Source organism: Methylophilus sp., assembly GCF_052173275.1.
Lineage (GTDB): Bacteria > Pseudomonadota > Gammaproteobacteria > Burkholderiales > Methylophilaceae > Methylophilus.
Map to the genome: position 1 here is coordinate 2,282,430 of NZ_JBQMUL010000002.1, position 19,964 is coordinate 2,302,393.

Annotated in this window: 16 protein-coding genes; all 16 read right to left on the reverse strand. The window is 45.1% G+C overall.

Translation table 11 applies throughout. The features are described from left to right. Positions 1-92 precede the first annotated feature (92 nt). On the reverse strand, positions 93-1,991 hold the full coding sequence (locus ACTS9Y_RS12160) for an ATP-binding cassette domain-containing protein (protein ID WP_442586189.1): 1,899 nt from the start codon (positions 1,989-1,991) through the stop codon (positions 93-95). A 287-nt stretch (positions 1,992-2,278) separates the two neighbouring features. After that, positions 2,279-4,198, reverse strand: coding sequence for a polysaccharide biosynthesis protein (locus ACTS9Y_RS12165; protein ID WP_442586190.1), 1,920 nt, complete (start codon positions 4,196-4,198; stop codon positions 2,279-2,281). A gap of 21 nt (positions 4,199-4,219) precedes the next feature. After that, a complete protein-coding gene (locus ACTS9Y_RS12170) occupies positions 4,220-4,792 on the reverse strand; it encodes a sugar transferase (protein WP_442586191.1) in 573 nt (190 codons plus the stop codon). Positions 4,793-4,794: 2 nt separating this feature from the next. Further along, positions 4,795-5,691, reverse strand: a complete 897-nt coding sequence (locus tag ACTS9Y_RS12175) for an NAD-dependent epimerase/dehydratase family protein (RefSeq protein WP_442586192.1) — start codon at positions 5,689-5,691, stop codon at positions 4,795-4,797. A 3-nt stretch (positions 5,692-5,694) separates the two neighbouring features. Beyond that, on the reverse strand, positions 5,695-6,828 hold the full coding sequence (gene wecB, locus ACTS9Y_RS12180) for a non-hydrolyzing UDP-N-acetylglucosamine 2-epimerase (protein WP_442586193.1): 1,134 nt from the start codon (positions 6,826-6,828) through the stop codon (positions 5,695-5,697). Further along, the gene (locus tag ACTS9Y_RS12185) at positions 6,821-7,831 is read right to left on the reverse strand and encodes a polysaccharide biosynthesis protein (protein WP_442586194.1); all 1,011 of its coding nucleotides are present in this window, start codon (positions 7,829-7,831) and stop codon (positions 6,821-6,823) included. The genes wecB and ACTS9Y_RS12185 overlap by 8 nt, the downstream gene beginning before the upstream one ends. Then, positions 7,824-8,702 carry a dTDP-4-dehydrorhamnose reductase family protein gene (locus ACTS9Y_RS12190; protein ID WP_442586195.1) on the reverse strand — a complete coding sequence of 293 codons (879 nt, stop codon included), beginning with the start codon at positions 8,700-8,702 and terminating at the stop codon, positions 7,824-7,826. The genes ACTS9Y_RS12185 and ACTS9Y_RS12190 overlap by 8 nt, the downstream gene beginning before the upstream one ends. 1 nt (position 8,703) lies before the next feature. Continuing rightward, positions 8,704-9,936, reverse strand: coding sequence for a glycosyltransferase family 4 protein (locus ACTS9Y_RS12195; RefSeq protein WP_442586196.1), 1,233 nt, complete (start codon positions 9,934-9,936; stop codon positions 8,704-8,706). Further along, positions 9,933-11,366, reverse strand: coding sequence for a hypothetical protein (locus ACTS9Y_RS12200; RefSeq protein WP_442586197.1), 1,434 nt, complete (start codon positions 11,364-11,366; stop codon positions 9,933-9,935). Before ACTS9Y_RS12200 ends, ACTS9Y_RS12195 begins: the two co-directional genes overlap by 4 nt. 47 nt (positions 11,367-11,413) lie before the next feature. Continuing rightward, on the reverse strand, positions 11,414-12,706 hold the full coding sequence (locus ACTS9Y_RS12205) for a hypothetical protein (RefSeq protein ID WP_442586198.1): 1,293 nt from the start codon (positions 12,704-12,706) through the stop codon (positions 11,414-11,416). A 139-nt stretch (positions 12,707-12,845) separates the two neighbouring features. After that, positions 12,846-15,185 (reverse strand): hypothetical protein, encoded by a 2,340-nt coding sequence (locus ACTS9Y_RS12210; RefSeq protein ID WP_442586199.1) that lies wholly within the window; start codon positions 15,183-15,185, stop codon positions 12,846-12,848. Between the two features lie 215 nt (positions 15,186-15,400). Continuing rightward, on the reverse strand, positions 15,401-16,597 hold the full coding sequence (locus ACTS9Y_RS12215; RefSeq protein WP_442586200.1) for a glycosyltransferase family 4 protein: 1,197 nt from the start codon (positions 16,595-16,597) through the stop codon (positions 15,401-15,403). A gap of 9 nt (positions 16,598-16,606) precedes the next feature. Beyond that, on the reverse strand, positions 16,607-17,455 hold the full coding sequence (locus ACTS9Y_RS12220) for a class I SAM-dependent methyltransferase (protein ID WP_442586201.1): 849 nt from the start codon (positions 17,453-17,455) through the stop codon (positions 16,607-16,609). Continuing rightward, complete coding sequence (locus ACTS9Y_RS12225; RefSeq protein WP_442586202.1) at positions 17,452-18,585, reverse strand: N-acetyl sugar amidotransferase; 1,134 nt, start codon at positions 18,583-18,585, stop codon at positions 17,452-17,454. The genes ACTS9Y_RS12220 and ACTS9Y_RS12225 overlap by 4 nt, the downstream gene beginning before the upstream one ends. Beyond that, positions 18,582-19,358 (reverse strand): AglZ/HisF2 family acetamidino modification protein, encoded by a 777-nt coding sequence (locus ACTS9Y_RS12230; RefSeq protein WP_442586203.1) that lies wholly within the window; start codon positions 19,356-19,358, stop codon positions 18,582-18,584. The genes ACTS9Y_RS12225 and ACTS9Y_RS12230 overlap by 4 nt, the downstream gene beginning before the upstream one ends. Further along, complete coding sequence (hisH, locus tag ACTS9Y_RS12235; RefSeq protein WP_442586204.1) at positions 19,355-19,963, reverse strand: imidazole glycerol phosphate synthase subunit HisH; 609 nt, start codon at positions 19,961-19,963, stop codon at positions 19,355-19,357. The genes ACTS9Y_RS12230 and hisH overlap by 4 nt, the downstream gene beginning before the upstream one ends. Position 19,964 lies beyond the last annotated feature (1 nt).

The window sequence follows — 19,964 nt, forward strand, 5'->3', positions numbered from 1 at the left end:
ATCAAATCGATTCGGCTTTTTTAATACAGATTGCGTGGTTTAGATCCGCTAAGCAATTGATTCCGTGCGGATTTCGCGCGTATCGTGCTGGGTTACTGCTGTTTTTCCAGCGCTTCCCAGCGTTCCAGTTTCTGCAATATCAATGCTTCAATCTCACTGAGTCTATCCTGCAACACTTTTGCCTGGTCTGGCGCCTGTTTATAAATATCGCCTTGCGCAAATTGTGCTTGAATCGCGGCTTGTTCCTGTTCTAGTACTTCAATCTCTCCCGGCAAGGTCTCCAGTTCACGTTGCTCCTTGAAACTCAAGGTTTTCCGCGTGGTTGCCGTAGGGGGCGGTGATGTGGGCGCGGCCGGTGCTTTAGGCGTAGGAGGTGTTTTGCTACTCCTATCCTGGCTGAATCTTAACCAGTCATCGTATCCACCACCGAATTCGGTTAACTTGCCTTGTCCTTCAAAAGCAATCACTTGTGTAACGGTGTTTTCCAGGAAAGCACGGTCATGGCTGACGAGGAACAGGGTGCCTGTGTAATCCTGTAACAGATTCTCCAGCAACTCCAGGGTATCAATATCCAGGTCATTGGTCGGCTCATCCAGCACAAGTACGTTGGCAGGGCGGGCAAACAGGCGTGCCAATAGTAAACGGTTGCGTTCGCCACCGGAAAGGGATTTTACTGGTGAACGTGAGCGTTGTGGTGGAAACAGGAAGTCTTCCAGGTAGCTGATGACATGTTTACGCTCATTACCGATTTCCACAAAGTCTGAACCCGGGCTGATGGTGTCAGCCAATGTGGCTTCTTCATCCAGCTGCTCCCGCATCTGGTCAAAATAGGCCACATTCACTTTTGTGCCGCGCTGGATGTCGCCACTATCTGCTTCAATGTCGCCCAGAATAAGTTTCAATAGCGTCGATTTACCGATACCGTTCGGGCCGAGTAAACCAATTTTATCGCCACGTAAAATACGGGTGCTGAAGCCTTTGATCAATGCTTTATCGCCATAGGATTTATAAACACGATCAAGCTCTGCTACCAGCTTTCCACTACGTTCGCCCGCGTCCAGGTTGAGTTTGACATCGCCCTGACGCTCACGTCTGGCTGCGCGGTCCAGGCGTAGCGCTTCCAGTCTCCGCACGCGGCCTTCATTACGTGTACGACGCGCCTTGATCCCCTGGCGGATCCAGACTTCTTCCTGTGCCAGAAACTTATCAAATTTAGCCGCATGGGTTTCTTCAACCGCGAGCAGCTCTTCTTTTTTAATCTGATATTGCGAAAAGTTGCCGACAAAGTCGGTCAGATTGCCACGGTCCAGTTCGGTGATGCGTGTGGCGAGCTTGTCCAGGAAACGGCGGTCATGGGTAATGAACAACACACTGCCATTAAACCCCAATAACAAATCTTCCAGCCACTCGATGGCTTCCAGGTCCAGGTGGTTGGTCGGTTCATCCAGTAATAGCACTTCTGGCTCTGCTACCAGGGCACGCCCGAGTGCAACGCGTTTACGCCAGCCACCAGACAGTGTGGAGACCAATACATCGGCATCCAGTTTCAGGCGGCTGAGCACGGTCTCGACACGTGATTGCGCTACCCAGCCATTTTGCGCATCCATTTCATGCTGCAATGCTTGCATGTGTTCCATCAGCGCTTCAATGTTTGCGTCGGGCATACCCATGTCATGGGTGACCTGGTGGTAGTCTATGATGGTTTGCTGCAAGCTGCCCAGGCCTTCTGCGACCGCTTCAAATACGGTGTGCTTATCGTCCAGTTCGGGTTCTTGCGGCACATAGACGACGCGTACGCTAGGAGCCCGCCATACGGTTCCCTCATCCAGTTTGATAGTGCCCGCAATCGCTTTAAGTAAACTTGATTTACCTGCACCATTGCGGCCAATCAAACCGACGCGTTCGCCGGGGTCTAATTGAAATGAAGCTTGGGCAAGCAAGGCATGATGACCGAATGCTAAGCTAGCATTATCAAGCGTAATATGAGGCATAAAGGGCGTTGGTGCAGAGGTTGTTGAGTGGGTCCGACATTGTAAACGACATCAAACCATAGACTACGCTTAATGCGTAAATAAAAAAGTATATGGGGGCATAGCGCGCTCGATATGCTTTTTAGGCAAGCAATCGCGGCTTATCGGCAGGTGGGATTAGGTTGATGTGCCATTAACCCATTCTTTAATGATGTTATTGCCGGTCTTGTTTATTCGCTGTCAAAAGTAGGCTTGGCTCAACCAAGTATCTCCCAACGGCCAGGTTAACCTGTTGGGAGTGTGCGCTATCAGTGAATCTGCTGCGAAGGGGACGGCAGGGTATCTAGAGACAGGGTTTCGCCGCGCAAGGAAATGCTTGGTGCCGGACGTGTATCAGGCTGATACTCTTCTACCCAGCGCTGTAAATCCTGTTTAAGCTGTGATTCAGCTAAATGCGGGCTATTGGTCAACCATTCAAGCAGGTTGGCTAACCAAACACTATCAGCCGTACGCGCCTGCGCGATGCGCAATTTTTCGTGACTGGTAGGCAACGTGTTTTCATCGTCCGCCAGCAGCTCTTCGTATAGTTTTTCGCCCGGGCGCAAACCGGTGAACTCAATCCGGATATCATGCTCCTGCAGTCCGGACAACTTAATCATGTCGCGCGCCAGGTCTATGATTTTGACCGGCGTGCCCATATCGAGCACGAATACTTCACCGCCGTTGCCCATGGTGGCCGCTTGCAACACTAATTGTGCCGCCTCAGGGATAGACATGAAGTAACGCGTGATTTCCGGATGAGTAATGGTAATTGGGCCGCCGTGCGCGATCTGTTCGCGGAACTTAGGGATCACACTGCCACTGCTACCTAGCACATTGCCAAAGCGCACGGTAATAAAGCGGGTCACCGATTTTTCACTATGCTGCAAGCTCTGGCAAATCAGCTCGGCCAGGCGTTTACTAGCGCCCATCACATTGGTCGGGTTAACGGCCTTATCGGTTGAAACTTGTACGAACGTAGGCACCCTGGCTGCCTGACATGCTGATGCGATCTGATAGGTGCCATAAGCATTGTTCTGTAACGCTTCGACCACATTGAAATGCTCCATCATAGGCACATGTTTATATGCGCCGGCATGCAGTACCACATCTGGCCGATGGTTTTGTAGGACCCGCTGGATGCGTACGCGGTTCTTTACATCGGCGACGACATAAACCAGCTCTGTATCCGTCGTCCACTGGCTGAATTCTTGTTGCAAGGTATAAAGTGCATATTCTGAAATATCCAGGCATACAAGCTGTGTCGGATGGAAGCTTAAAATCTGCCGACATAGCTCTGAACCGATAGAACCCGCAGCCCCTGAAACCAGCACTACTTTATTCGCCAGCATGGCGCTCAGCTCATGCGTATCCAGTTGTACGACATCACGTCCCAGCAAATCCTCGACATCGATCTTGCGGATCTGCGACAAACTGACACGGCCACTGATCAGGTCTGACATCGCCGGCAAGGTCAACACCTCCATGCCTTCGACCTGACGGGCTGCCTCGACCGCCTGGCGGCGTTTCTCGTGGCGGCTGCCAGGCATCGCGATCATGCAATGCAATGAACCATGGCGTTCTGCAATTTGTGGAATATCCTGCAAACTGCCTTCCACTTTGGTATGCATGATCTCACGGCCAACCAGCTTGCCATTCGGGTCTATCATCGCCACCACGCGCCATTCCGGGCTTTTGCTTAATTCTTTAATCAGATTAAGCGAGCTGTCTTCCACACCAATGACGATGACTGGCTTACCTTGTGCGGCGACAGTGTTGAATAAACGTCTTTCTTTCCACGAGCGATAGAGGAAGCGACTGCCGCCCATCATGATCACCAGTAACATCGGGTGTATGAACAGCACTGATCTTGGAATGATGATAGACGGATGTGCCACTAAAGCAAAACTGGCCGTGAGCAGGGCACCAAAAGCAATCGCGCGCACGATACGCTTCAAATCAGGCAGGCTGGCAAAGCGCCAGAGGCCACGGTAAAGCCCCAGCACATAAAAACAGATGCTATAAAAAAGAAAGACGCCAGGCAGGCTCTCTAAAAAATAGCCTTGGTACGCACCCGGGACTTCAAAGTTAAAGCGAAATAAAAACGCTATCCACCACGCCAACGCCAATGCCAGCCCATCGTGCAGGTAGGCAAGCCCGGATAAAAATCGAACAGGGAGTTTGAGCATTTAAACGTTTATTATTAGAAATTAATGAGTGATGTTATCACGTCTTAACACTTTGAGTATGGTCAACAGGATGATTTTAAAATCCAGCCACAGGGATTGATGCGTAAGATAATAAGCATCCAGCGTCACTTTTGCAGGGATAGGAATCTCGTCACGGCCATTGATTTGTGCCCAGCCGGTAATCCCTGGTTTCAGGGTATGCACGTTCTTTTCTGTGCGCAGGCTGATCAAGTCATCCTGGTTAAACAGGGCCGGACGTGGGCCGACAACAGACATATCCCCTTTTAGCACACTCCATAGCTGTGGCAATTCATCCAGGCTGGTCTTGCGGATAAAACTACCGACAGGCGTCAAAAACGCATCAGGGTTGGCTATTTGATTCATTAAGTGTGTGGCGATTTGAGGTGTGCCTATGCGCATGGAGCGGAATTTTGGCATCAGGAACAGCTGGTTTTGGCGACCGACACGCTGGCTCCAGTACAAAGCCGGTCCGGCAGAAGTCAGTTTCACCAGCAGATAAGTGATAATCATAAACGGAAGTAACACAATGACTCCGCTAAGCGTCAGAACAATATCGAGTAGTCTCTTCAACATGGTTATTCTTTTAATGTCCGCACAATACCTTCATGGAAACTGATTTTTGGCTGCCACCCTAGCAATGTTTTCGCTTTAGTGATATCCACCTGCAACGAACCCATTAATCGCAGCGCCAGGCTGGATTTGCCTATCAGTTTGAATAGCACCGTCAGCAGCCCAGCCGGTAAAGGGATAAGCAGTGAATGTTTCTTGCTAGCCTGCCGTATGGTTTTAATCAATGTCGCTGTAGACAGATCTTCGCCATCTGAAATGAGAAAGGTCTGACCAGCCGCCTTGGGGTGCCAGCTACACAAAACAATAAAGTCGGCCAGATTATCCAGGCTGATAAAGCTTCTTTTGTTATGGACCGCAGCAAATGGCAAGGGCAGCGGTAGCAAACAGAGTTTAATTAATTGCCTGAAGTTGGCTTTCACGCCTGGCCCGTAAATCAGGGGAGGGCGAATGATCACTAATTCCATATCATTCGCTGCACAGAATGCTTTTAGCGCAGTTTCCGCTTCCAGCTTTGTCTGGCCATAAGCATCCAGTGGCGCTGGCGTATCTGCTTCAGTAAACGGTTGGCTGGAGGCCTCGCCATTCACTTTTACCGAACTCAGAAACACAAAGCGCTTGATCTTTAAGCGCCTTGCCAGTTCAGCGACTTTAAGCGTGTAATCAATATTCACGGCAGCATATGCCTGGTAAATATCTTCAGCTGTCTCGTGCATCACATGCGCACGACCGGCCAGGTGAATCAGGGTGTCCACTTGCTGATAAACGCCTGGGTAAGATTCAGCTTTTAGCAAGTCTTCAGTGGTTCCGCGGCTTAGCGTAACTGCATGATGTGCTTGCCCGGCTAATGTTTTTTGTAAAAACTGGCCAACAAATCCACTTGTACCTGTGATCAATAACTTCATGTATCAGACTTGGGGTTTTGACCACACGGTTCTATTGATATAGTCGACGTAACTCAGCACGACTTTCAGCACTTGCGTGGACACGAACTGGTTTTCATAATCAGTGACCGGATGCACGGTGCGATGACCGGCATCGTGATGGTCGATAGTAACTTTTATGGCATCCAGCACGCGCTCTTTTTTCAGGCCACTCATGATCAGGGTACCGACATCCATGCCTTCGGGGCGTTCGTGTGCATTTCTGATCGTGATGGCTGGCAGGTTGAGCAGCGAAGCTTCTTCGGTAATCGTACCGCTGTCGGAGATCACGCACAAAGCTTCCATTTGCAGTTTGATGTAGTCACAGAAACCAAACGGTTTCATAAACTGTATGTGAGGGTGTATCGTTTGCTCGCCCAGGGCATCCAGGCGTTTTTGCGTTCTGGGATGGGTGGAGACGATCACCGGAATATCATACGTTTCAGCAACCGCATTCAGTGTTTCGAGCAAGTCAGTCAGGTTCTGCGTGCTATCCACATTTTCTTCACGATGGGCACTGACAATAAAAAACCGCCTGGATGCCAATTTCATCGTAGTTAATACATCAGAAGCTGCGATCTTGGGCATGTAGTGATCAAGCACCTCACGCATGTGTGAGCCGGTTTTGATAATGGTTTCCGGATGAATACCTTCTGCCAGCAAATACCTGCGTGCGTGTTCTGTGAGCACCATATTGATATCGCTCAGGTGATCGAGTACTTTACGGTTCAGTTCTTCTGGTACGCGCTGGTCAAAGCAGCGGTTACCTGCTTCCATATGAAAAACCGGGATTTTACGGCGCTTGGCTGCGATCACGGCCAGGCAGGAGTTGGTGTCGCCATATAACATCACGGCATCAGGCTGTTCCAGCGCAAACACTTCATCGGCTTTTTCGATCACGCGAGCAATCGTTTGCGCTGCGTTTTCACCCACCGCTTCTAAAAAGTAGTCTGGCTTGCGTATGCTTAAGTCATCAAAAAATACCTGGTTGAGCTCGTAGTCGTAATTCTGGCCGGTATGTACCAGAATATGCCTGGTATGCTTGTCAAACGTGGCAATCACCCGGCTCATCTTGATGAGTTCCGGGCGCGTGCCAACAATAGTCATTACCTTAAGCATTCAGTTCTTCCTGTATGTAATCCAGCTTGAGCAATAGTGTTTTGACTTGCTCAACATTCAATCTTTGCGTGTTGTGCGAGGTATAGTCGTCAAATTCAGCGATCTTTTCTTCACCCTCGCTAAAGTATTTGGCATAGTTCAGATCGCGGTTATCAGCAGGGATGCGATAATAACCACCCATATCCTGCGCATGCGCCATTTCTTCCCTCGAGATCAGGGACTCATACAGTTTTTCACCGTGACGCGTGCCTATCAGGCGTATATCGCCCGCCTGATTGAATATTTCTTTTAATGCAACGGCCAGATCTTGCACTGTAGAAGCAGGTGCTTTTTGCACAAAAATATCTCCCTGCGTGCCATGTTCAAATGCATATAACACCAAGTCAACAGAATCTTCCAGTGACATCAGGAACCGCGTCATATTCGGGTCTGTGATCGTCAATGGCTGGCCGGATTTAAGCTGTGAAACGAACAGCGGGATCACCGAACCACGCGAGGCCATGACATTACCATAGCGCGTTGAACAAAATACAGTGCTATTTTCTGGCTGCAGGCGAGCCTTGGCAACCACCAGCTTCTCGGCCATCGCTTTGGAAATACCCATGGCATTAATCGGGTAGACTGCCTTGTCTGTACTTAACACCACCACGCGGTTTACGTGATTGGCAACCGCGGCATTCATCACATTTTCAGTCCCCAATACATTGGTTTTCACCGCTTCCATCGGGTAAAACTCACAAGAAGGTACTTGTTTTAATGCTGCGGCATGAAATACATAGTCCACGCCCTGCATGGCTTGCGAAATGCTGTGGTAGTCACGCACATCGCCAATATAGAACTTGAGCTTGCTGTTGTTCAACGCAATGCGCATGTCTTCCTGTTTTTTCTCATCACGGCTAAAGATACGGATTTCGCGTACATCTGTAGACAAGAATCGTTTCAGTACGGTGTTACCAAAGGAGCCGGTACCACCGGTGATCATGAGCACTTTGTTATCAAACACGATGATTTCCTAAAGATTGATAGTATTGATGTAATTGTTTTATGAGGATGGGCCAGGAAGGGGCCTCATAGCCTGTCGCCAGCTTGAACTTGTCAGCGTTTAAAGAGCGGTCAATGACGATACTGTTATCTTCGACAATGGCCGTTTTTTGATCATATTGTAGTGCGATAAGTGACAGTAACTCAAATTTTGAAACAGGATTTGAAGCTACATGATACACACCGGTGAGTTGGGTGTTCGGCAGAATATCATCATGAATGATTTCAGCCAGTGTGATGGTTGGCAAGCCAGAAAAAATGGCTTTTGTGTAGCCCTTGCAGGTTTCCTTCTGGGATAAAAACCAGTCAACTAGGCTATGCTTGCTTTGCAACTCATGCCCTATGATAGAGGTCCTGACTGTGACGGTATGCGCATACGCCAGTTCACCTATGAATTTTGACTTGCCGTATAGGTCAGTGGCATCGGAAACATCATTTTCAGAGTAATTGCCTTTGCTTCCGGAAAAAACACAATCAGTGCTGATCTGTAGCAGCTTGGCGCCGCCCAAAGCACATAACTTTGCCAGATGATGAGGTAGCAAAGCATTTACCGGTAAGGTGATGAGCGGGTCATCGACTTCAGCTAATTGTTTGACCAGCCCGATACAGTTGATGACATAGTCTGGTTTCACCTGCGCTAAAATGGTTACCAGCGTGTGGTGGTTAAGCACGTCCACATCGCTGATGATATTGGCGTGGTCTTTCTCACGAAAGAAACGCAGGCTGCTTTTGTTACGGACTGTACCCCAGACCTCATGCGTGTCTTTTTCAGAAAAAAAACGGAACATGGCACTGCCCAACATGCCACTGATCCCGAGTATTAAAACTCTCAAGTTAACGCCCCTGTTTTTGTTGTATCGCTTCTTGCAGATGACTGATAAGCGAATTCATGACTAAATGATGCTGAAAATGCATTTTAAAATAGTTTTGCCCATTTAGCCCCATTTGTTCTAAATCATTCTGCTGCGTTTCATACAGTTGCATGATCGCCTCTACCAGCAAATCTACATTTTCTGCCGGCACGGTCAACCCGGCTTGCGCTTCCCGGATGACACGCGCACCTTCGCCATCCAGGCAGGCGATCACCGGTTTGCCAGAAGCTAGGTACGCCTGTATCTTGCTGGGGATGGTCAATTCAAAAATTGGCTGTTTGGCCAGAGTCACCAGCAAGACAGAGGCTTGCCTTAGTAAATGTGGCATGGCTTCCACCGGATGATGGCCCGCAAGCACAATGTTATACAGATTCCTGCTACTAATCTGCGCTTGCAACCAATCCAGTTTGCTACCACGGCCAAGGATGACAAACTTGATCTCTGCATTTAATTTGAGTTTCTCGGCGGCATCGACAATGGTTTCAATCGCCTGTGCAGAACCGATGTTGCCTGCAAACATCACATTGAAGCCTGTCTCCAGTGCCTGGATGGATGCCTGATATTCAGCCACAGGACTTAGGAATGAGTCGTCGACAGAGTTAGGCAAATACTTCACCGGTGGGTCTGGTGGGCTGAGCCGCTTGATTTGCGGAATAAATGCCTTGGACTGCGCCAACAATAAATCAGTATGCTGATAAGCAAACGAGACTGCTTTCTCAAGCAATTTCAAGGCAAGTTTCGATTCAATATGCCCGGTGGCTGAGACACTTTGCGGCCACAAATCCTGCACCCACAATACCACCGGTATTTTTTTCAACCACCCGATAAATGAGGCAGGAATCACCTGAAAAATAGGCGAGGGCGCGTAAACGAAAATGACATCAAACTGCTTTTTACGCAGCATAAATGGGCCTAACAACAGGCCTGAGAAAATAAACGAAAGATAATTCAGGACAAGTTTGTACTTGTTATTTTTGCCCCTCGCAATCATAGGCAGCCGATGAACAGGAATATCATTCCATAACTCTTCCACCGGCCTAGCACCGCTATATCCCTGATAAAAAATCCCTTCAGGGTAGTTAGGCTTTCCTGTCAGTACTTCAACCTCATGGCCTGATTGCTGCAAATCGCGAGCTACTTCATTGATTCTGAAGCTTTCAGGCCAGAAGTATTGAGAGACGATCAGCACTTTCATTTTGAATGGCTTTTGCTTCTCGTTGAGAGGTATTTATTGGCAATGAAGATGAGCAGGATATTTAATGCTAATGAGCCAAACAGTAAATAGGACTGCTTGGGCACATAGCCAAAACTTGCGAACCGGAATGCGATCACCTGCGCAAACAGTGAACAAAGAATCACATTTTTTCCGCCAAGCTGATAAGTAGCATATTCAATCAGAGCAGCACCAAAACCGACAGTCAGCATGGCAAAGAACAGAAACACAAATGACCCTGGATAGAAGAAAAAGGCGACGATGCCAGGTAGTGAGATAAAGTGGTGCTTGCTTTTATCGGTTTTTACGTAAGAGGACTCAATGAAGTTGTTGTCATAAAAGCTGGTCTGGTTTTCGTTATAAACTTCATTCACGGCTTCTTTCCATAAAGGCCAGCCTAGCTTGGGGTAACTAGAAACTGACAATACTCCTTCCATACCTACCCATCTGTCGATAAACAGCGGTGTCGTACTGGAGTGCATCTCTTGAACGACCTCTTCATCAGTGTAAGAGTCATTAAAAAGAGAAGCCCTTAAGAAGTTGACTAGATAAACAGAACTAATGAAAAGAAATGAAAAAACAAAAAACGTGAGAATGATATGGCGCAATTTAAATGTAATGGTGTCAAATTTTAAGCATTTTAGAATGCCATATAATAATGCAGATGAATTTAAAATCATTCCTCTGCTTAAAAGAGAGACATTTGAAATGAATGCTTCAATTAAGGCTAACAAAATAACGGTGATAGACGTTGATTTTTTGATTTGGAATTCGAGCCAAAGTATGACTGCTGAAATAGATGCCAAGCCAAATAAAAGCAGCCATTTATATACTCCATTCAGGCCAAAGGGCAAAACTGTTTTGGTGATGCCCCCTCTCTGATAAATCCCAAGATACACATTACTGGCTCCAATAAATAAAATCAGTACTAAAAAAGCAACCCAGATTGACTTGCGATAACGAATGTAAAAATCAAATAAACCAGTTTTTACAGCATCGATTTTTTCCGGGTAATTGAATAAAAAATGCTCTCTCAGCAGGCTTGCAACCAGCAGCCCTAAAAAAGCGACACTGCTGACAAGTAGTCCCTGATCGAAAGCCGCTGCTGAACCATCAAAATTACCAACCGGCACATAAAACACGCCGTTGGTAGAAATAAGCCTGATGGCGCATTTAAGCCAAAACCCTATCCAGAAAAAAATCCCGATAAAAGTATCGAAAAAAACAGCATTCTTTCTAAAACCAAAATAAAGCAACAGGTTAGAGGTGATGCTAAATATCAAATAGACATGTGCTTGCCCTGTGTATTTGGCTGCACTGATGACATAGAGTAGAAATATAGCCGCCCAAAAAAGATAAATAAGCGGTTTTGATAATTTGTTGTCTGCTAAAGATGCGTAGGTGAGATTCATTTTATTTTTTACTATAATTGAGTAACTTAAGTAGTAAAACTTTTTAATTAGTTTTCGATATGATGAAAGTTATCTTCGGCATTAGGGTATGAGTTTGGGAGGCGTTTTTTATCAGTAATAAATGCTAACAATACACCCCACATAAAAAAAGAAACGATACCCGGATACGGTTGACGTAAGCCCACCTTCAATGAGTTGTCTATAAACAATAGAAAAAAAATAATTAATACCAAACAGAGTAACTCTGGCTTTTGCCAAATGTAATGCATTTTTTGGATGGTTTTTAAAGCGGTGTAACTTATCAATCCAAGTAAAGGTAATAACGCTAAAGCTCCAAAGTTATAGATGAAGTCTAAATAATAATTGTGAGCGCTGGGGTATATGTTTCTATTAGGAGTTTCCAAATGCCCTAAAAATAGGGAAGATGTATTTGAAAAAATATTAGAAAAATAAAACTTCCAATAAAAAACTCTTGCAGTTACATTGACGGGTACTCCAGCATCTTGAGTAACTGACTCATTCGGATCAATAAATTTACTTCGTAACAACTCTGGGACAGTTGTATAAGCAATAAATATGGATAAACCTAATATGATCATAAAAAAAGTATTTATTGCAAAAAAACATTTATCATTTCTAATGCATTTATAGAGAATATAGCCAAGTGGTAAAGTAACCAATAAACTAATCGCAAGCAATGATGCAGACAGACCTGCATAAACCCCCATAAGAATTGCTAAAACTGGAATTAATCTTCGTATTTTTGGGATCTGATCGCTAATAAAAATAACAAACAAAAACATGCTGACAAAAATTACCGGCACATATTGTAGGTGTTGATAAATACTAAAGATAAATATGGATGGGGACAGAACTTCTGAACTACTAGTGATAGTTGATAGCAGCTGCAGCGGAACAATTGCAGCAAGTATACAAAAAAATACAACTCCTAAAATATTCATTGCCTCGACTTTACTGCCATATTGTTGTCCCACAACTAGTGCAAACATAGGTAAAACAAATTGTAGCAGTAGCACAAATTTAGACAGGTTATAGCTGTCTTCTTTTAAGGATAAAATTACCGTCGCAAATACCATTGTAATTACCGTAAAAAAAAGTACTAATAACGACTCTCTTACTTCAATGAACTTTCTAAAGTATATCAATGCGCTGTAACAAATAATTATTGAAAATGGAATTGGTAGTAATGTTAACTTCCCAAGACTTGAATAATTATAGTCATCCGAGTAAAAGACCCCACTCGCCAATTGAAAGAAAATTGGCGAAAACAATCCTATTGCTACTAAATACAAAACAATTTTATTATTTGTTTTTTTCACATATTTCCCTATTAATTTCTTCACTGGAAATATCTTGAAATGTTAAATAATGGTCTGTTAAAGTCAGGCTGAAGTGCAGTGACTTCTTCACGGAAGTATTGAAACGTGTTTTGAAAGTTGTTAAATATTAATGATAAGTTCATACGATTGATTTTATTCTTTTTTTAGGTTGATCTATGCGACTAAGGTAAATGCCCCACAGAAAAAAACTGAGTATACCGGGGTAAGGTTGCTTTAACCCCATGTAGAAGGTATTTTCAATAAACAGAAGAAATACAATCGATAACAACGGGTACAAGAGGTGTGAGTTGCAAATGACTTGCCTGTATTCAGTCCACGTTTTGTAAACGGTAAATACGATCAGCGCGAATAATGGCAATAGCCCCACCACGCCAAAATTATAAATGAAATCCAGGTAGTAGTTGTGAGGGCTGGCGGCGCTTCCGCGCGCTGAAATATGTGAATGACCTACTAAAAATGTTTGAGGATGTTGATATATTGCCTCTAAATGACTTCCCCATCCATCTGATTTCTGATCCCATCCATACTGCACTTTGGTGATCATGCTTACTGGGCCTGCGGCTAAATCAACGTTTTTCGTCAAGTTGGAATGCTGGTGGTAAGTAAAAGCAGTGATAGTGATGAAAATCATGCCTAAAAATACTTTTAACGGTTTGTGTTGTTTCAATTTCCCGAAGAAAACCACATAAGACAGCATGCAAACGATATAGGTCGCGACAATGAAAAGTGAGCCTGTCATGACCGAATATAGTGCCAGTAATGCCCATAACAACAGCAACAAGACAGGCTTGAACGCATCACGCCATAACCGTTCGAAAATAAAGGTGTAACTGATAATGAACATGACAGGGACATAGTGTAGGTATTGATAGATACTGAATATTTTCAGCGATGGCAATAACGTTGCTGACCCTGCTAATAAAGTGCATGCAAGCTGCAAAGAAACCACAAGTAAGATTGTGTAAAAAAATATCTTTTCGAAAGTGAATACAGACTGATTTTTGTTCTCTTCAAAAAATTGACCGGAAATAAGCGCAAACATCGGCAACGTAAACTGTGCAATTTGAATAAACTTGGATTCTTGAGCAAGTGTGGCTGCAGGCGTGCTGATAACAACGGCAACCGTCATCAGCACGAAAGAAACAAAGATAAATAGCAGGGAGACCCTGGCACGCGAGAAAGCGCCAATACCCAATAAAATCGCAAAGTTAGCCATGATAGAAAAAGGAAATGGCAGCCTTGAGATGGAACGATTGCTATCGAAAAAGAGATCTGGCGCAGTGAAAATGCCGGAACCAAACTGAAAGAAAACCGGCAAGACCAGTAAACACACAAGTAGCGGCGTCATCTGCGCAAAGGTTTTTCTCCAATGTGCCAGATGGCCGAGCTCATAAGACTCATAGCTTTTATAAAACAACCAGGCCAATACCGAGCTGAACAAGTACATGGCTGCCATGCACTGAATACCCAGCAGGTAGTAAACCAGTGGCATGATAGCGACCAAAAAAACGTTCATTAAAACGTCCGGACCAAATAAGTCATGGTCGTCGTGCGTTTGTAATAGCCGATGTCTGGTCAACTGTGCAATGACCATAGGGACGGCTCCTATCATGGATAAGCCTACCGCTTGCCAGAATAATGGTGTTTTATTAAAAAGCACGAGCATGGGCGATGTGAAAATCAGGCATGTACCCATGATGAAAAATACAGTCATCAATATTTTTAACAATGTTGGGTATTGAATATGATTGTTTGCCTGTTGCGCAAAGACCATCGTTGGGCCAAATGCGTTGGCAATGACGGACCCCAAAATACCCCCGATAGCAAATGCCACAAACAAATCACCTGCGACAGGCTTGCCTAGCAAATCAATCATCAGCAGCCGGAAGACATAAACAGTGATGCCAATCACGGCAGTTGAACCAATATGCGGTGAGATTCTTCTGACGATGCTGTACAGCTGATCCAGGCCGGTATTTGGCATGCGTAAATAAAAACGCCCGCTTAAGCCAAGTGGCGAAATTGCCCAAAGCAATATGCCAAATAAAGGGAAGGGCATGTTGGTAAGTAACCAAACCAATGCGAAAGCCAGCAGTAGCGATTGCATCACAAAATATTGGAAAGCTACTTTTTTATGATTGAGCCGTTCCATTTCTGAAAGGAATATTTCATCCAACCATTCAATTGACCTGCGTAACAGCAAAATAAGCGCAATAAACGCATTTACATTGGAGATTGATGAAAGCCAGTAGGCAAGGGCTAGCAGAGGCAGTAAAAAAATAAGCCGATAGTAAAGTAACTGGTTTGCTGCTAATGGCGAGCTGCTTTTTAAAATCAGATTTCTGGCATTGGCTGAAAATGCACTAAATAACGCAAGGGTAACGGCTTGGGTAATCGCAATGTCCGCTGCAAGTTCGTTTAAGCCTGCAAGGCCGCAAACAATTAAAAGGCCGGTCATGGCCAGGTTGCTGGACATGAGTGCGAGTGGGAAGTAAGAGGTTTTTAGCATCGCGATTGATTGGTTTTTTTTGGCAGGATCATCTTTTTCGTGATTTCCTGTTTTTTTTGTTATCAGAGCATCGCTGTGAGATCAGCTCAGAAACTATTTTGCCGCCAATTATATTTTAGCAGAGTAGGGGGGGGGGGCAAAGTAAGCGCTAAGAGAAGTGGAAGTTATTTTATTTTTTTTAAAATATAATAATAGATGTTAAGGAGATGCGCTGCGCTACTTTCAATAGAAAAATGGGTAAGTGCCCAATCTCGTGCCTGCTGGCCTAATGAATCTCTAAAGTCCTGGTCAAGCACCAGGGTATCAATTGCATCTGCTAACAATACTGGAGATGGATGATCAATTGCCAAACCGGTAACACCATGAATAATGGCATCTTCTAGTGGATGCTGGATTGCTACAATACTCGGGATTCCAAAAAGCGCTGCTTCAAACACAGGCCTGCCACAGGCATTCAAGTGCGAAGGAAAGCAAATCACATCCATACCAGGGTAAAACTTTCGAATATCTGGCAGAAAGCCTTTGAAAGTCACGTGCTGTTCAAGGCCATTTTCCCTGACAAACTCTTTGGCTTGTGCAAGTACATCTTCATAAAAGCCAAGTTTTTTGAGCATCCACTGTTTTAAACCGGACGTATCTCTTGCATTTTCACCAGCAATCGTAAAGTGGACTTTTCTTTGCCTATCGTTAACGAGAATATCTGCTGCCTGTAAAAATTCATACACGCCTTTGGAGCGCAACAAGACACCTGCCATACCGACGTTGATAATCTCTGTGTGAGTACGAGGCTGACCAAGCCCGGAGTCAATGCTGATACCGTTATGAATGACCGTGGTTTTCAGCCAGTTGGGCACAGATGCACGTACGGTTTCATCGATACAAATCACTGTGCTGGCAAATTTGCTCAGTAGTTTGAATACCTGGCGTGTACGCCAGCTTGTTTGATCCGGGTGTTGTACAGAACGTACATGAAAAATCATAGGCAGTTTAAACACCCAATTTGCCAGCAGTGCTGTTGGCAATAATGTGATTTCGTTCACATGGATAAGGTCGAAATTCGCTTGCGTCCTGCTCAACCTGAGTAAAGCGACCAAGGTGACTGGAAAATAAAGTAATTCACGCAGTAGAATTAACCATCTTAAATGGCGATAGTATCCATATCTGGTGTGATCAAATTGCGATAAGCCTATGGTTTCTACCACCTGCATACCCGCCTTTTCAAAAGCGGTTGCAGCCGTTCCACTTGGTGTCAGTACGACGGCCTCGATATTCCCCAGTTTTTTTGCCGCCACATACAACTCGATCAGGCTTTTAGAAGCCCCTCCGAATGCGCCAGCGGGATGCAGATATAAAACTCGCATTACGAAAGCTTATAGTTTTCTAAGAATGTATTGTGCTCTTGGGTGATGGCCATACAAAACACTCAGATTTTTCGATATGACTGACAAGCCGGCTACCGCAGCACATTTTTCAACTTGTTCTGGCGAGTGTCTTATCGGATAAATGTCTTTTGATAATTCGCCCAAATAATGATCAGTTGGAATGCGGTAATCGCTCACTGCATCGGTCAACTCCAGAATCAAGACACCATTTGTATTTAATAAGGTCGAATATTTTTGCAAGAAATCAGTCAGTAACTCTTCTCTGAAGTCGGCAGATGCTACTTTTTCAGCAGCTAGCTTTTTATTGCCATAATTGCCCATCCAGGCAGAAAACACCCAATGCAAGGCCGTGATGGCATCATACTTTTGACCAGTGTCTTTAGGATTAAAACCATCATCCTGATAAAAAGTGATGTTGTAATTGCCCATGATGGAAACTTGCTGGGCGACCTCGACGCATTCATGCAGATAATCAAATCCTGCAATGTTCGTGTAACCAGCATCTGCGAGATGGAATGCCATGATCCCGGTACCGCAACCTGTGATCAGGATGGGCGATTTTTTATCGATGTTTGTTTCCAGGAATGTCATGGCAAAGTTTGTTAGCGGATCCAGATCGCCTCTTTCGTAAGCGGTATAAAACCAGGAAGCCTGCCCATCTGAAACAGCGAATCCTTTGTCCCTGATCAGTTTTTTAATTGCGCTGACTGACACTTTGCTTTTGATCCGTGCATCCTCTTTGCGTACTTTTTTTATTTGTATACCCAGTGTTTTTTTCAGAAAATTTTTAATAAAAAACTTGATATCGCTTTTAAGCAGTATTGATGATTCACTCATTTCTTTCCCTTAAGTACATTAGTAAAAGTTAGATATATTTTTTTTAATTTTTGAGCTTGCAGGTATTCTGAAGCGTAATCAGCGTGTGATTTCGCTGGCCTGGTTAAATAGTCTGCCAGATCTTGCTCAGACCATTTCATTTTTTTCAGAAAATAATCGATATCTGATTTCAGATCATCTTCATCCGGATAGGGGGAGTGTGCAAGAAGCTCTGTGGCCTTCGCCCTTGTCATTTGCCCTGAGCAGATAAGGGTGGAAAGATGCAAGCGTCTTTTATCAACCCCGAATTTCTGAGGCAAAAGGTAGCCTTGGTAGAAGCGGGTGAAGATAGATTCATAATGTTTATAAGGGTAGGGCCGATAGCCGATTTCTTCTTGTATCTCTGCTAGGCATGTTGGTTTGTGGTAATCAATATAATCCAGGAAATCCAGCCATTGGATGCCACGCACAAATCGATACCAGGCGTAACTCAATACGCTTAGAGTAGGCATACTGTTTAGTTTTGCATTGGATTTTTTGGCGATGGCTTTGATGTTGGTTTGATCAAACTTGAACCAGTTCCAACCTTTGGGCATTCTCATGCCTTCAGTCGTGGTATTTGTGCCCGCGAGGATGTGTTTAATTCCGTATTTAGCTGCCAGACGGTAATTAACTGCGAGCATGGCATTGTCATAAAGCAATTCAATATCAATCACATCTGCGTCAAAAAAAGCCTGTTGCAAGGCGCGGTATTCATGCCAGTTGATGACGTGTGTATATAAATCCACGCCCAGTTTTCTCACCAGGTTCTCGATGTTATTGACAGCTAGTTCTGAGTTCCAGCCGTTATCCATATGTACTGCCAGCGGCCGCAAACCATTGCGTTTTGCGATGTATAAAGCATAAGCACTGTCAGCGCCGCCGCTAACACCGATAATGCAGTCATAAGGCTTGCCTTTGCCGGCCTGTTTGATATCGGCGATCAGCTGGTTAAATTTGTCCTGCAGTGCTTCTTTGCTGGCAGGCTGAAAGTTTTTCAGCTTGATTAATGTCTCGGTGCAGTAGTTGCATTGGCCAGCCTGGTCAAAAGTGATCTCTGAAGCACTTTCATCCATTACACAGCGGGTGCATTCTTGTAATGGTCTAGTCATAAAGCGTTTCCTGCAAACAGTTTTTTGATCTGGGCGTATTCCGGGTAAGTAATCAGCACTGCACGATGTGGCCCATAAAATACAAACATACTGCCCGCTGCCGCAGCAGATGCGCCGTTGTCAAAAGCTTGTTGCATGTCATCCAGGCTTTGCGCTCCGCCACAAGCCACTAGGGGCACGCTGCTGATTTGGGAAAGGTGTTGCAGTCGTTCAATATTGTAGCCAGTGAACATGCCGTCACGCTCAACATCGTTGATCAGAATCTCACCAACACCTGCGGCGATGAGCTGTTTGAGATGTGTTTCAGGTTCAAGTGCTGTCAGGCGTTGACGGCTGGCGTCATAGACACGCTCATGGCCCCAAAAGTTACGTTTAATGTCGATGGCGCCAACTACACTTTGCGCACCCAATTCACAAACTAGCTGTTGAATCAATTGCGGATCGTGTATGAACGCACTGTTCACAGCAATTTTTTCAACGCCGAGTGCGACCAGTTTTTTTGCCTGCGCCAGAGTTTTTACACCGCCACCATAGCAAAGTGGCATAAAGCACTCACCTGCGATGCGTTCAATCAAGTCGTAATCAGGTTCAAGATTTAAACGGGAGGCACGAATATCCAGGAATATCAATTCATCGACATATTTATCATTAAATATCCGCACCGCATTGATCGGGTCGCCCACATATTTGGGATGGCCAAATTGCCTGGTTTTAACCAGCCCGCCATCCTGTAATAGCAGGCAAGGGATGACACGGTTAAACAAGCCGTTCATAACGCGACAAACTTTCTGAACAGGTTCATCCCGAACATATGGCTTTTTTCAGGGTGAAATTGCACCCCCATAATATTATTGACTTCAAATGCAGCGACAAAGTCATGGCTGTAATGGCAATAAGCTGCCACATCGTGATGACTGTCGGCTTGCACATAATAGCTGTGTACAAAATAAAAACGCGCTGGTTCCGGTGTAGCAGAGTCAAATAATTTTCGATCTGGTTGGGCAGCGATATGGTTCCAGCCCATGTGCGGAATCTTGAGGTTATCAACAGGTAAAAACTTGCGCGTATCAGCAGACACCCATCCCAGGCCAGGTAAACTGCCTTCTTCGCTTCCTCTGGTCATCATCTGCATGCCGAGGCAAATTCCCATGACCGGTTTCTGTTGTTCTAATACCTGCGCATTGAGCAGTTCAATTAAACCGGAAGCCTTTAAATTGGCCATGCCACGGTCAAAGTGCCCTACACCAGGCAAAATCAGCTTGTCAGCTGCCTCGATTTCTTCAGGCTTGCTGGTAATAATGACCTGGCTACGCAGTTTGCGTAACATATTAAATACGGAGCCAACATTGCCCATACCGTAATCTATGATGGCTATCAAA

Bases quoted from the DNA above. Each gene is read 5' to 3' on its own strand.
- ACTS9Y_RS12210 (WP_442586199.1), bottom strand. From the start codon at position 15,185: ATGACCGGCCTTTTAATTGTTTGCGGCCTTGCAGGCTTAAACGAACTT.
- ACTS9Y_RS12215 (WP_442586200.1), bottom strand. From the start codon at position 16,597: ATGCGAGTTTTATATCTGCATCCCGCTGGCGCATTCGGAGGGGCTTCT.
- ACTS9Y_RS12200 (WP_442586197.1), bottom strand. From the start codon at position 11,366: ATGAATCTCACCTACGCATCTTTAGCAGACAACAAATTATCAAAACCG.
- ACTS9Y_RS12170 (WP_442586191.1), bottom strand. From the start codon at position 4,792: ATGTTGAAGAGACTACTCGATATTGTTCTGACGCTTAGCGGAGTCATT.
- ACTS9Y_RS12160 (WP_442586189.1), bottom strand. From the start codon at position 1,991: ATGCCTCATATTACGCTTGATAATGCTAGCTTAGCATTCGGTCATCAT.
- wecB (WP_442586193.1), bottom strand. From the start codon at position 6,828: ATGCTTAAGGTAATGACTATTGTTGGCACGCGCCCGGAACTCATCAAG.
- ACTS9Y_RS12225 (WP_442586202.1), bottom strand. From the start codon at position 18,585: ATGACTAGACCATTACAAGAATGCACCCGCTGTGTAATGGATGAAAGT.
- ACTS9Y_RS12175 (WP_442586192.1), bottom strand. From the start codon at position 5,691: ATGAAGTTATTGATCACAGGTACAAGTGGATTTGTTGGCCAGTTTTTA.
- ACTS9Y_RS12165 (WP_442586190.1), bottom strand. From the start codon at position 4,198: ATGCTCAAACTCCCTGTTCGATTTTTATCCGGGCTTGCCTACCTGCAC.
- ACTS9Y_RS12230 (WP_442586203.1), bottom strand. From the start codon at position 19,358: ATGAACGGCTTGTTTAACCGTGTCATCCCTTGCCTGCTATTACAGGAT.
- ACTS9Y_RS12195 (WP_442586196.1), bottom strand. From the start codon at position 9,936: ATGAAAGTGCTGATCGTCTCTCAATACTTCTGGCCTGAAAGCTTCAGA.
- ACTS9Y_RS12220 (WP_442586201.1), bottom strand. From the start codon at position 17,455: ATGAGTGAATCATCAATACTGCTTAAAAGCGATATCAAGTTTTTTATT.